The following is a 12,507-nucleotide window of genomic DNA, read 5'->3' as shown; positions in this document are numbered from 1 at the left end:
CAGGAGGCCCTTGCGGGCCCTCTGGCCCCTGCGGCCCTGGAGGCCCCTGCAGTGCCACCTCGCGCACCGTCTTGGTCAGCAAGTGCCCATCAGCTCCGTGGATGAGCAGCTTGGTCCCAGGTTCCACCGTGCCGGCGTCGCGCGCCACGCGCACAATCATGTCGCCTGCCACTTCCAAGGTGGCACCCGGAGAGGTGACGCCGACACCGACCGAGCCCGTTGCCGGGAATACATTCCCCGTTCCGTACACGCCACGGGCCGCGAAGGCGTAAGGGGAAGAGGTCAACTGGATCCTGGGCATCAGTTCAGGTTCCGTGCCGACGGCGATCCCTAACCAGTACTGGCGGTCGAATGGCAGAGAAAGAGGAATGATGGCTCCCAAGGTGACGTTCATCACCCCGCCGCTCACCACCACTGGCTGCGTCTCGGTCCACAGCGCCGTTCCGCCTGTGGGTACGTCGTAGAGCCTAAAAGTGAGCGCGTACGTACCATCAGGAACCGGATTGCCGCTGGCGTCGGTGAGCAATCCCTGGTAGCTCATAGTCTGGGGTATCTGCGCCTGGCCGACGGCGGCTGCGACCATGACGAACACGGCGAGGAAAAGGGTGACCTTTCTCATGGCATGTGCCCTCCTCTGGTTCAAAGCGGAATGGGCGAGTGACAAGAGGCACGGCGGACCTGTCGAGGCATGACGAGGCTTTTCCGTGGACATGCGCAGCGCAAGTCGGTGTCGCTGTCGTTGGTGGGAATTCGCCGCAAAGGCACCTGCATCCGCGGAGCGGCTTGTCATTGCCTGCCCGTCCTCCTCGTCGCCGCCACCACTTCGCCAAACTCCGCCCATCGTGGACACTCGACGATGCAAATATATCCATTCCTGGCACCAATGTCAACGTCGAATTTATCCAATTTCCCGTTGTTTGCCCTCCCGTCTGTTGCGAAAATGGACAAGCCGGCGCCAATCGGCGCTGACTCGGAAGCCGGCTGCCTGCGGTGCGCTCCTTAACCGGCACTTAGTGCCCGGCTGCTGACCCCCTTTCGGAGAGCATGGAGAGAAGTTGGCCCACCGCCAACGTGGTCGCGACGCCAATGAAGGTGTACCAGGTCCAAGCCACGAGCTTGAGGGAAATGACGGTGATCATCACCAGAATGCCGGCCACAAAAGCCGCCAGGGCGTCCTCTTGGGTCGCTTTGCGCGACAAGATACCCAAGAGAAAGGTGCCCAAGAGGCCCCCGTAGGTGAAGGAGGCAATGCTCAGTGCCGTCTCCACCACCGCGCGGGTGGAGCTCATGAAGAGCAGCGCCGACAAGACCAGCGCTGCAGCAGCGCCAGCGGTGGCCAGGCGAGCCAGGCGAAGCCCTGAGCCGGCACGTTGATCCGAGCGTCTGGTTGGCCACAGGTCGAAGACCACGGACGAGGCCATGGAGCTCATGGAGCCTGCCAAGGTGGAAAGGGCGGCAGCCAACAGGCCCGCAATAACCAGTCCTGCCACGCCGCTGGGCAGACCGTGCACGATGAAATAGGGAAAGACCTCATCCGACCGCTGTAGGCCCAGGCTCGCGAGCGACGCCCCTGCAAAATGTGCGTAGAGCAGCGCGCCTACTACCAGGAAAATCGCAAATTGCCCGATGATGATTATCCCGGTGCCGATCAGCGCCTTGCGGGCCTCTGCCACGTTCCTGGTGGTCAAGATGCGCTGCACGATGAGCTGGTCGGTACCGTGGGAGGCCATGGAGAGCAGAGCTCCTCCCACCAGACCCGCCGGCAGTGAATAGGGCTTCTGGAAAAAGGCCTTGCCAAAGCCGAGGGCGAACAGCTGCAGCTTCCCCTCCGCAAGCAGCCGGTTGAAAATGGCGACCACTCCCTTTTCGCTGTGTGCCAAGATGATGGCCGCAGTTGCCAAGGCGCCGCCGAGGTAGATAAACATCTGCACGGCATCGATCCAGATGACGCTGCGCACGCCGCCGGCAAAGGTGTAGGCAAACGCCACCACCGCCAGGATGCCGATCGCAACCGGGTAGTCCACCTTGAGGATGAACTTGAGGGGGATGGCAGTGGCAAAGAGGCGGACCCCATCGGCAGCCAGGCGGGTGAAGAGGAAGACCAGAGAGGCAAAGCGCCGCGTCTTTTGGCCGAAACGTCGTTCCAAGAAGGCGTAGGCGGTACTCACCTCGCCGCGGGCGTAGGCAGGAAGCAGAAGCACGCTCACCACGATCCGCCCGAGCAGGTAGCCGAAGGTCACCTGCAGGAACGATAGGTTGGTCACGTAGGCCAACCCCGGAATGCTGATGAAGGTGAGCGTACTGGTCTCGGCTGCCACCACGGAGAAACAGACCGCCGGCCAGGGGAGCATGCGGCTGCCGAGGAAGTAGTCTCGCGCGTCCTTCTGCCTGCGTCCCATCCAGATGCCGAAGCAGGCGATGGACACCAGATAGAGCAAGAGCAGGACGTAATCGATGGCGGAGAAGCCCATGCGCAGTTCCTTTCCGTTCTTGCCACAGTCGTTTGGTTCTGCCGGTAAAAGATAGCAAACTCGGCGCCAATTGCAAGTGAAAAAGGGCACGGGCCGAGAGTCAGGTGGAGGGAAGCACAAATGGGCAGGCGAGGGAGTGCAAATGGATAGAAGGGTGGAAGGAGTCTGCTCGGCAGCTTGGCGAAGTGCGGAAGGAGCCTGCGCAGGAAGGGGAGGGCTACGGACCAGCGCCCTCCCCTCAGAAGGCGGCTATCGCTTCTCCAGGCGAAACACGATTGGCACCACGATGCTGGCCTGTTCTACCGGCTCGCCGTCCATGGGGGCAGGCGACCGGCGGGTGGTCTTCGTCGCAGTGGGTGCTAATGGCTAATCCACGGCCTTCGAAACGACACGCCCTCCTTATCGGCCGCGACACGGACGTGACTCTGTTTTCCGCTCCTGCACGGCGCGCTGCGTCAGGGTGGACCACGTCGCGCTGCAGCTCTTGAAACTCACACTAGGGCGTCGGTGGTGCGTCGTGCGCGCCCTTGGCGTCAAGCTTGAAGATGACTGGGATTCCAATCTGCACTGCCACCGGTTTGCCATTGTGCTTTGCCGGGGTGAAGGATGTGCTCCGCACCGCTGCGATTGCCGCTTCTTCCAACCCGTACCCCGGAACGAATCCGCCCTCCTCTACCCATGCCCGCTCGACGCGCCCGCTACTGTCGATCTGGGCAATCACCTTGACCTTACCCTCGATGCCGGCCTGTCTGGCCTGCTCGGGTTACCGCAAGTTCCGCTGAATTGCCGCCAGGCCACCAATCGGCTGTGGCGGTGAGTCTTGGGGGTTGAAGCGCTGTGCCGCGCCCGGGACTGGGGGAGGTTCCTCGAGGCGCTCTGCCCCCTTCACCTTGAAGAGGACGGGGATGGTTATCTGTGCGGCCACGGGTTGGCCTTGTTTCCTGGCTGGCTTCCACGCGCTGTTGAGCACAGCCTCCAGCGCTGCCTTCTCCAGCGCCGCGTGACCAGCGGCCGTGTCCGGCTTCGCATAGGCCTGCCGTACTGTCCCGTTACTGTCGATAAGGGCAATGACGTACACCTTGCCCTCAATCCCGGCCTGTCTGGCCTCCTCTGGGTAGCGCAGGTTGGCTTGCATTGCTTCAAATCCGCCAATGGGTTCAGGAGGCTGGTCCCAAGCGACGAACTCGACGGGAGGTTTACCCAATTCCAATTGCTTGGCAGGCTCTCTGGTTGTGCCCAAATTGAGGGCAATCATGCTCACCGTGTTGCGCTCCACGCTGAAGCCCTCGATGCGCTCCACCTGATACCCGGAGGCCTGAGCTTCGAGTATGTACTTGCCTGGTGGCACGTTGAGGATGGTGAATTCCCCCTTCTCGTCCGTACGCGCGCTGAGGCGTGTGCCAACCACCGCGATGCGTGCCCCTGCCATCCGTGTGCCCTTGGCCGCATCTACCACGAACCCCTTGATCGTTCCCATGTCAGGGCTGGGGGCTTTCTTCCCGCAGTGGAACGACAGCGGGATCACCAGCAGGGTGAGGGCCACCACCACTGCCAGCGCTCGTCTTTGTGTGGCGTTTCTCATGGCCTTGCCCTCCATTTGATACTGCACCCGGCGTAGCAGCCTGTTCCTTTGCCTGACCAGCGCGGTGACGCCAACGCTGCCGTGTTTGGCGCCAAACAGGACTTCTGCAAGCTGCTGTAGCTGGCGGGTGTATTCCACTGCCGATACTTGTGCCGCCTGGCGCGCGCTGTCGTCGCACGCCATCTCTCGGTAGTCGTCCGCCAGGCGGTAGAGCACCCATACGAGTGGGTGGAAGAAGTAGATGGCGCGGGCGATGACCTGCGCCAGTTGCGTCCAGCCGTCCCCGCGCGTGGCGTGCGCCAATTCGTGGTACATGGCCACATCCTTCGTTCGGGCGGGCCAACGCTGCCACTCCGGCGGCACGAACACCGTCCGGCAACGCAGGCCGACGCTCAGCGGCAAGATCACAAATGGGCTGGCAAACACCCGCAGGGAGCGCCATTCTGGCCTGGGCTGCCAGGAGGGGAGTGCTGTTCTGGCTCGCAAGCGGTGCAGCAGATGCGCAGTGCGCAGCATGGGGAGCATCAGGAAGACGAAAGCGCCGCATGCCCAGAGAATGAAGAGTGCCCCAGGCAGACTCAAGTGTGGACCAGGAGGGGTAAACTGGGGAGGCAGCTGCGCTTGCTCCACGACTACGCCACCCACGGTGGCATCGCCCGCCGGAGGCGCGATGGGGAAGAGATCCGGCCCAGGCACGAAGAGGGGGAGCAGAAGCTTGGCGAAACCGATCATTGCCACGATGTACCGTAGCCTTGCCTGTGACCGGCGCAGCAAGTACAGCGCCGCAAGCACCAGCACAAGAAAGAGCGTATTCTGGGCGACAGCAAGGCCAAAGTAGCGCGCCCAGTATTGCCCCCAGGAGTTGAACAGGTCAATCATGGCTCACCTCCCGCTGCATGGTCGTGCGTGTGCTCTCCCCGCCCCAGGCCGGTTGTGAGGAAAGGGCCAAGGGGCTCAGCAGAAGCGCCACATCGACGGGCCACGTCGTGTCTCTTTGGGCTCTTCCGCGCGCGTGTAATGCAGCATATATTGCGCAGGGAAAGCCTGGCTTCCTCGCACATCTTGTGCGCCTGAGGCTACTCACGTTCCAGTTCGCGTTCCTTCTCTGCGATCAGCTCCCTGATCTTGGTGATCTCCTCGCGGCTCAGCGAGTCGGAGTTGATGAGATAGTTGGCGAGGGCCGCGATCGAACCGCGGAAAGCCTTTGCCACCAGGTGCGACATCTCGCGCCGTATTGCCTCTTCCCGAGAGAGAGTCGGTCGGTAAAAGTTCACCAGCCCTACCTTCTTTTGCCTCAGGAACCCTTTGGCTACCAAGTTGTTCATGATGGTCTGCACCGTGGTGTAGGCCTTCTCTCCAGCCGGATAGGCATGCTGCAGGACCTCGCGTACGCTCGGCGCCCCGCCTAAGGACCAGATGGCCTCCATCACTTCCCACTCTGCTTCAGTCAGCCTGCGCGTAGTGGCAATTCTGCTGTTCACTTTTGCATCCTCCTATCGCAGCCAGATTTGTTCAGCTAAGCCTCAGCAGCCCGCACCTGCGGGGGCTCTGGCGGTGCCGCATGCTTCTGAGGTGCCGCATCGTTTCTCGCTCAGACAGGACTTTGCACTCCCGTCATCTGGAGCGCACAGTTGCCGCACTCTCCTGGCACCGGCCAAGGCTTCCGCCCTTAGCCGTCGCTCACGCAAGCCCCTCTGTTCACGGTCCGAGATACTTGGCATGGGTCGTCAGCAGCCCCGCGCCGCGCAGCCTCTCTTCGACTTCCACGATTGTGCCACTCGGCCCGACGAGAATGGGCCTGGGGATGCCCAACACCTCAAACGACTGTACCAGCTCGTTCTGGAACCCGCCCGTCAGGAAGGCGTGAAGCCAGGGCATTGGCCAGCGTTTCTCGCGGAAGGCAGTGACATCTTCCGGCCTGCGGTCCAGGGAAAGGCTGAGAATGGCAAAGTTCTTGTCCTTGCAGCGCTCATAGGCGGCGTGTAGGTGGGGCATCTCGCCGATGCAGGGTCCGCACCAGGTGGCCCAGAAGTCCAGAAGGTAGTACTTGCCAAGGAGGTCCTTGTTGGTGAGGGTTTGGCCACCGTCCATGAGTTGCACGGCAAAGTCGGGCACGGCCTTTCCCCTGGCAATGCGCCGCGCGGGATTGAGCGATTTCAGGTAATATTGCACCTCCGGCACGTCGTTGTACTCCTGCTGGAGAAGGGCATAACGTGCGGCAAGCGCCGCCGAGTCACCCTTGAGTTGCGCCATGCTGGCCAAGAAGGCCAAAGCGACTGCCCGCACGGTGTGGTCAGGATTTTCCGCCACAAGCGCGTGCGCGAAAAGCTCCTGCTGCTGTGGGTCACGATGCGCCACCAGCGCCGCCTGCGGCTCCAAGCCCCAGATTGGCGAGCTTGGCGGCAAAAGCTCGGCGATCTCCGCCTGCGTGGTGGAGTCGATACGGGCGCGGAACGGGACGAGCCACGTTATGCGCAAACCGGCAAACTGCCGGACAAGCAGCTCTTGCTCCGGCCCCATCCATTGCTTCAAGCGAGCTACCGTGGGGGACCAGTCATAGTGGAAGTCCCGCATGTCCTGGTGGGACTGGCTATAGGCGGCGGCAGCAGCCTGGAAGGCTTGTTGCTCCTTCCGCAGCAGGTCGTCGATAGCCCAGATGGCCTGAAGAGCCCTCCCGCCGCTGAGAAAGTCCACGGCGGGCAAACCCTCAGGGCTCACGCGGAGCAGCTTGCTCGGCGCAAACACTATCCGCGCTCTACCGTCACGCACGCGCAGGACGGAGACATAGTCTCCCCCGCCGTCATAGGCGTAGTAGTCGGCACTGGTGCCGTTTACGGTTCGCGCTTCCTTGGTGATGTCAAAAAGCTGGTAGGCGATGGTGTCACCGGTCACGGTCCGCTCATAGAGGAAGGTGCCATCCGGTTGGGCGCGCATTGTGTCGGCTGCCTCCCAGGTGAAGCCGTTCCAGTCGCCGACGATGCGCACCACCTCGAAGTGTTCTTTGTACGCCAAGGGCGCAAGGCGCACGCTCAGGCGTATTTCTGGAGCCTCGGACACGAGCAGGAGAGGGACCGAAACCTTGTCGTGGTCCACGCCGGTGAAGAGGAGGCGGTACATTCCGGGCTCGTCGACGACGAGCGCGAAACGGCCCTCCCTATCGGCGGCGACCGTCCTCAGAGGCTTGCGGATGTCGCCCCTGTAGGAGAGGAGATGGACATGCGCCATGGGAAGTGGATCCCCGTTGGCGCCGAGCACACTCCCGGCCAGGTGGGTGCCGGCGCCTGTCTGCACTGGCAGGAACAGTGTGGCGATGAGCAGAACAACGAGAGCTCGCATGATAGTCTCCTATTCCACTATTAGCGCCACTACGTCAGTAGGAAAGGTACTAAATGAATCGAATATTGTCAAGCTTTTTCTTCACCAACGTACCGTTTTTTTTGAGAGATCCTTTGGCTACAAGCCACCAAGAGGCAGCGAGGCACGCCTCGGGTACTTGGACCGCGCGCAGGGGAGTCCCGAAGATTTTCCCGCTCCTCGGGTGGAGGCAGAGCGGAGAGAGGTCGGGCCGTCCGCGCTCGATCGCTGAGGCCTGGCTGGGTGTGGCGGGGAGGCGGGATTTAGGTTTCCACGGATGGCCACATCGCCGAGGAGAGACGAACGTGCCCAGCTCATTGGTTAGACGCGGACACGAGCGGGCGCGGCTCCCGCTTCAGGCGAACGAGTGGCGAGGACCGGCCGCCCATTGGCGGTGCGGCGGTTCTCCGAGTGGTGATGGTTTGGGCGGGCTGTCCCGCCTTCACAGGTCAGCTTCCTTCGCGCGGACGTGCCATGCAGTGGATGCAACTTGCGGGACGATGAAACAGCGCTTGGGCAATGTTCAGGTGCAATCAGAGGAGCGCACAAAGGAAGGTGCAAGAGCTTTCCGGCGCGGGAAGGTCGCTGTCCTTAGCGCTTCTTCTTCGGTGGTCAGAAACCGTGAGGGCGCCGTCTCCTGGACAAGCACAGTACCTGGTTCCTTCCCCAGGCGTCGCCGTCACTTCGCCGGAAGCTTTTCTTTGATCGCCGCTGCCAGGAGCGGAATCATGATTTCGTGGTGGCCGGTGAACTGAAATCCTCTGCCTCCCGCCTGCGTCGGGCGCTCGACCACGTTCACCCGCGGGCGGTAGTGTTGGAGCATGTCAAAGTTGGCGGTCACAAAGCCAAAGGCCGGCAGGCCCAAATTGCGGGCCACGGTGAGTGCCTTCAAGAACACCTCGGGCAGGACGACTGCCGAGCCCAAATTGAGCACGACACCACCATCGCCTATCTGGGCGACCTGGTGGGCCAGCACCCGGAAGTCCCGCAAGCTGGCCTCGCCGATGGCCGCACCGTCCGCCGAGGCGTGTTGGTGCACAATGTCCGTGCCGAGGGCCACATGGACGGTCACCGGTACCTCGCACTGGTAGCCGGCAGCCAGGATGCTGAGGTGCTGGTGGGGTGGGCCGTCGGCACAGATGCGCTTGCCAAGCGCCTCGCCAAAGCCCATCTCGGTGCCAGCGGCTTCCTTGGCCACGCCGTTGAGGATCTCCCCGGTCTCTTGTGCCATGCCAAAGCTGCCGTCGCGCAGCCCCTCAGCGACCTCCTCTGAGGTCTGGCCCCAATAGGCAAGCTCGACGTCGTGGATGGCTCCTGCACCGTTCAGGGCCACACAGGTAACCACCTCTTGGCGTATCAGGTCAATGATTATGGGGGTGAGGCCGCATTTAATCACATGTGCGCCCATCATGGCAATGACCGGCCTGGACCGCCTGCGCGCCTCAACGATGCAGTCCACCAATTCGCGCAGTTCGGTGGCCTTGAGCACGTGGGGCAAGGAGTCCATGAAGTCGGCAAAAGAGGAACCCACTCGATGCACTTGCGCTAATTGCTCAGTCTTGACCTTGCTGTGTCGCGCTGCAATGGGATAGGTTTTGACAGCGGAGAGGTCCAGTTTGCGGAACTTTGAGCCTCCCTTGTCCTTTCCCGCACCGGATGAGTGGCTGTTCATGTCTTCTTTGCCCCCTTCATCTGTTCCAGCTCGGCTGTGACGGTGCCCACCACCACCTTGCTCTTCAGTTGCACAGGGATGCGCCTTCTGTCTTCAGATATCCAGACGAGGATCCGACCCTCATGTTTGAAAACGCCGCTTCCATCGAGCAGGAAGGGCTCCACCACCAAGCAATCGAACACCCCGGCCGCCACGCGTACGCGTTCCCGCCTGTGGATGGTAACCTTGAGGTCGTAGACCTTGCGATCTGCGTGGTTGGGAACGGAGAGGGTATCGCCAATGGCCAGTGGCTGCGTGCGCAGGAAGTAGACCATGGATATCACATCCTGCACAAACGGGGGGACCTTGAGGGTGTCTTTGCCGGTGATGGCCAGATGGCGCTGCTGGTCGTAGATGGTCGTGCGGTCGGCGCGATACTTGCCCTCCCGTACGTGCTTCTCAAAGCGCCACGGGAATATCCCCTGGACGTCCACGAACGACTCGGCCACGTCGCGGACTTTGTAAACCGATGAGAAGACCCTGTTCGTCTGGGCCTCGGTACGGATGTGGTAGCAGAGTTTGCCCTTGAGGCGCACTGTGTCGCGCACCGCCAAGGTTGCCGAGCCTGCCAGTACCGGCCCATAGCGCAGGGAAAAGGTCAGTTCTTCGCCGATATTCCAGGCCGTGTTTGCCACCACACGCAGGGGCCGCTCCGGCGGCGTGGAGGCTTCCCGGAGAAGAAGCGAGTCGGCTTTGAGCGTTTGCAAGGTGTCCAGGCGGGTCGCAAGGGTATCCTGCGCCGGCTGCACGCGTTGGACCTGGTTGCGCGCGGTGGTATCCACTTGCGGATGCCAGAGGAGGAAGAAGGCAAATAGCGAGAGCGCAAAATGTCGCATCGTGGACCTTTCTCTACGGAGCGTGAGGCTCATTCATTTTGCGTGCCGCCAGGGCGAGGGCTTGTTCCACGCTGATGCTGCTCATGCAGTCCCAATCAGGGCAACGCGCACCGGTACAGCGCTCGCATGGCTCTACTTCCGGGGTCAACACGGAGTCGGGGCGACCATAAGGTCCCCAGCGCTCCGGAGCACACGCCCTAATGCGGCAGTAGAAGCCGATGACCTCTGTGCCAACTGCCACCGCCAAGTGCAAGGGGCCAGTGCTGTTGCTCACTACCAGGTCTGCTTCGCCCAACAGGGCTGCCAGTTCTTTGAGACTTGTACGGCCATCCAACCGGAAAGGTTTCTGTTGGCAGAGTTGCCACAGGCGGTCCACAAGCTGCGACTCCTGGGCGCTGCCGGTGACGACGACAGTGGCGTTGAGTTGCCTGGTCAGCTCATCTGCCAAGCGGGCAAAATGCTCCAGAGGCCAATCGCGCGCCGAGCCACCACTGCCCGGGTGAATCACCACCAACTTGCCTGCATGCCGGGATCGGAGCGGGGCAAGGAGGTGTCGCACATGAGCCCTGGCTTCCTCAGTGACAGGAATGTTGAACGCCACTTGTGCTGGTCGCGGTGCGATCGGAGAGAGGAGGTCGAAGTTTAGGTCGAGCTCGTGCCGTGCGACCCCCTTGCGGTGCACCGGCACACGATGCGTAAAGAGGAGCGAGTAGGCGCGGTAGGCAGTGCCCAGCCGCTGCGGGATGCGGGCTGCGGTCAGTGCCAAGGCCAGGCGCAGAGTGGGATGGAGCAGGATGGCAGTGTCGAATCGGCCCATGCGCAACTGGCCCACCAGTCGTGCCCAGCCGCGTATCCCGCGGTGTTCGGTGTGCGGATCGTCCGTCAAAAGGATATCGACGTCGGGGTGGCCTTCAACCAGGGGAGCAGTCTGCGCCGCAACCAGCAGCCCGACGACGCACCCTGGATAGGCCTGTTTGAGCGCAGAGAGAACAGGCAACGAGAGGATGAGGTCACCCAGCCGGTCAGTCCGAACCACCAAGAACCTCTTTTGTGCGGTCCTACTCACCGGACTCCTCCGCTTGCTCCGGGTTCATGCGCCTCGACCAGCTCGGTGAGCAGGGGAAGAATGCGGTCGAGCTCGGTGGCAATGAGGTGCGCGCACTCCCGGTAGGTCGCCAGGCTGCCGCCAATGGGATCCGGGATGTCCTCGTCGCCGTTCAGCACAGGGGACATGCGGCCATACGCGCGGAGCAGGTGAGTTCTCTCGGCGGCCGCGGGGTAGTTTTTCTTGATGAACTCGAGGTGGGCTCTCTCCATCACCAAGATGAGATCCGCCCATTCCGTCAGCTCCTCACTCAGCCCCTGCGAAAGGTGGTTCCTTAGGTCCGCGCCGTACTCTCGGGCCACCTGAATCGCCAGGGCCGTAGCAGGCTGGCCGTTGATACCTAAGGTGCCGGCCGACTTGACTGTCACCCGCTGGGAAAGATTGTGGGGGAGCTTGGCGCGCAGCATGCCCTGGGCCATGGGACTCCTGCAGCTATTCCCAGAACAGACGAACAGGATGCGCAGCTTCTTGTTCACGGCCTGCCCTCCGCGAGCACGGCCATGATGCGTTCCGCCGGTATTGCCCCTTCGCGGAGGACCACAGGCGGGTGAGCAGTTGCGTCAACGAGCGTGGAGGGCACGGCAAGCGGCGAGGGCCCACCGTCGAGAATCAGGTCCAGTCGTTCGCCAAGTGCTGCCGCAACCTGCGCCGCATGAGTGGGTTCTGGTTCCCCCGAGAGGTTGGCGCTGGTGGCGGTTATCGGGCCCCCACAGAGGTGCGCTAAGGAGCGGCAGAGCGCGCTCGCGGGCACCCGTACGGCCACGGTGCGACTGCCGCGCAGTGCTGGCAGGTGCAGCTGTGGAGCTAACGGGAACACTATCGTCAATGGGCCGGGCCAAAAGGCCTCTGTGAGAATTTCCGCTGCCTTTGGTATCTCGGCGACCAGGGCATGCAGCTGCTCTGGACCCGCCAGGATCAAGGTGAGGGCCTTGGCCGCAGCCCTCCCTTTGATGGCAAAGATTTTCTCCACAGCCTGCTCGTTGTACGGGTCGGCGGCAAGTCCGTACACGGTGTCAGTGGGATAGGCGACCACCCCGCCGGCGGCAATGAGCCCTGCAGCCTGGCTAACGATCGCCATGTCCGGTCGTTCCGGGTCGACGGGCACTATTCTGGCGGGGCATCTTCCCATGGACTCACCTTTCCTGACGGGAAGCTCTCGCCGGCTTCGTTTGCCTCTTCCCAGCATCTCCGCACGGCGCGGTAAACTTCTTCGCCGGCGATGCCGGTCATGCACTCGTGGGTGCCAATGGGGCACTTGCGGCCGCCATGGATGGCACACGGCCTGCAAGGGAGCTCTCTCTCGATTACGACATGCCCCTTGCCGAGCGGGCCAAAACCGAAGTCGGTGACCGTGGGACCGAACACCGCCACCACAGGCGTGCCAACGGCCACTCCCAAGTGCAAGGGCGCGCTGTCGTTGCACACCAACACCCGGCAGCGCCTGATTA

Annotated in this window: 13 protein-coding genes; 1 reads left to right on the top strand and 12 read right to left on the bottom strand. The window is 62.4% G+C overall.

The genetic code is table 11. The features are described 5' to 3' along the window. Both H5U38_03340 and H5U38_03335 read right to left on the bottom strand, forming a co-directional pair. Nucleotides 1-619, bottom strand: a 619-nt coding sequence (locus H5U38_03340; protein ID MBC7186049.1) for a hypothetical protein, incomplete at its 3' end; no start/stop codon positions are given. Between the two features lie 391 nt (nt 620-1,010). Further along, the gene (locus H5U38_03335; protein MBC7186048.1) at nt 1,011-2,471 is read right to left on the bottom strand and encodes a sodium/solute symporter; all 1,461 of its coding nucleotides are present in this window, start codon (nt 2,469-2,471) and stop codon (nt 1,011-1,013) included. Nucleotides 2,472-2,613: 142 nt separating this feature from the next. Between H5U38_03335 and H5U38_03330 the strand changes: the two genes are divergently transcribed. After that, nucleotides 2,614-2,841, top strand: a complete 228-nt coding sequence (locus tag H5U38_03330) for a hypothetical protein (GenBank protein ID MBC7186047.1) — start codon at nt 2,614-2,616, stop codon at nt 2,839-2,841. A gap of 126 nt (nt 2,842-2,967) precedes the next feature. Here H5U38_03330 and H5U38_03325 read toward each other — a convergent pair whose 3' ends face one another. The 10 genes from H5U38_03325 to H5U38_03280 form a co-directional block, all read right to left on the bottom strand. Further along, a complete protein-coding gene (locus H5U38_03325; protein MBC7186046.1) occupies nt 2,968-3,192 on the bottom strand; it encodes a TonB family protein in 225 nt (74 codons plus the stop codon). A gap of 42 nt (nt 3,193-3,234) precedes the next feature. Then, nucleotides 3,235-4,932, bottom strand: a complete 1,698-nt coding sequence (locus H5U38_03320; GenBank protein MBC7186045.1) for a TonB family protein — start codon at nt 4,930-4,932, stop codon at nt 3,235-3,237. Nucleotides 4,933-5,129: 197 nt separating this feature from the next. Then, nucleotides 5,130-5,534 (bottom strand): BlaI/MecI/CopY family transcriptional regulator, encoded by a 405-nt coding sequence (locus H5U38_03315; GenBank protein MBC7186044.1) that lies wholly within the window; start codon nt 5,532-5,534, stop codon nt 5,130-5,132. Between the two features lie 217 nt (nt 5,535-5,751). Beyond that, nucleotides 5,752-7,389 (bottom strand): redoxin domain-containing protein, encoded by a 1,638-nt coding sequence (locus H5U38_03310; GenBank protein ID MBC7186043.1) that lies wholly within the window; start codon nt 7,387-7,389, stop codon nt 5,752-5,754. A gap of 697 nt (nt 7,390-8,086) precedes the next feature. Then, nucleotides 8,087-9,079, bottom strand: a complete 993-nt coding sequence (locus tag H5U38_03305; protein MBC7186042.1) for a hypothetical protein — start codon at nt 9,077-9,079, stop codon at nt 8,087-8,089. Beyond that, entirely contained in the window at nt 9,076-9,954 is an 879-nt protein-coding gene (locus tag H5U38_03300) for a DUF3108 domain-containing protein (protein ID MBC7186041.1), read from the bottom strand. The genes H5U38_03305 and H5U38_03300 overlap by 4 nt, the downstream gene beginning before the upstream one ends. Before the next feature lie 13 nt (nt 9,955-9,967). Beyond that, entirely contained in the window at nt 9,968-11,020 is a 1,053-nt protein-coding gene (locus H5U38_03295; GenBank protein MBC7186040.1) for a glycosyltransferase family 9 protein, read from the bottom strand. Beyond that, on the bottom strand, nt 11,017-11,535 hold the full coding sequence (locus tag H5U38_03290; GenBank protein ID MBC7186039.1) for a low molecular weight protein arginine phosphatase: 519 nt from the start codon (nt 11,533-11,535) through the stop codon (nt 11,017-11,019). Before H5U38_03290 ends, H5U38_03295 begins: the two co-directional genes overlap by 4 nt. After that, nucleotides 11,532-12,188, bottom strand: a complete 657-nt coding sequence (locus H5U38_03285) for a threonylcarbamoyl-AMP synthase (protein ID MBC7186038.1) — start codon at nt 12,186-12,188, stop codon at nt 11,532-11,534. Before H5U38_03285 ends, H5U38_03290 begins: the two co-directional genes overlap by 4 nt. Beyond that, on the bottom strand, nt 12,164-12,507 hold a 344-nt coding region (locus tag H5U38_03280), incomplete at its 5' end, for a glycosyltransferase family 9 protein (GenBank protein ID MBC7186037.1). The genes H5U38_03280 and H5U38_03285, both read right to left, overlap by 25 nt.

Source organism: Calditrichota bacterium, from assembly GCA_014359355.1.
GTDB lineage: Bacteria > Zhuqueibacterota > Zhuqueibacteria > JANLFK01 > Oleimicrobiaceae > Oleimicrobium.
Note: the sequence above shows the minus strand (reverse complement) of the source record. Positions and strands in the feature narration are given on the sequence as shown.

Coding starts and splice junctions, on each gene's coding strand:
- H5U38_03335 (MBC7186048.1), bottom strand. CDS start 2,471: ATGGGCTTCTCCGCCATCGATTACGTCCTGCTCTTGCTCTATCTGGTG.
- H5U38_03330 (MBC7186047.1), top strand. CDS start 2,614: ATGGATAGAAGGGTGGAAGGAGTCTGCTCGGCAGCTTGGCGAAGTGCG.
- H5U38_03320 (MBC7186045.1), bottom strand. CDS start 4,932: ATGATTGACCTGTTCAACTCCTGGGGGCAATACTGGGCGCGCTACTTT.
- H5U38_03310 (MBC7186043.1), bottom strand. CDS start 7,389: ATGCGAGCTCTCGTTGTTCTGCTCATCGCCACACTGTTCCTGCCAGTG.
- H5U38_03305 (MBC7186042.1), bottom strand. CDS start 9,079: ATGAACAGCCACTCATCCGGTGCGGGAAAGGACAAGGGAGGCTCAAAG.
- H5U38_03300 (MBC7186041.1), bottom strand. CDS start 9,954: ATGCGACATTTTGCGCTCTCGCTATTTGCCTTCTTCCTCCTCTGGCAT.
- H5U38_03285 (MBC7186038.1), bottom strand. CDS start 12,188: ATGGGAAGATGCCCCGCCAGAATAGTGCCCGTCGACCCGGAACGACCG.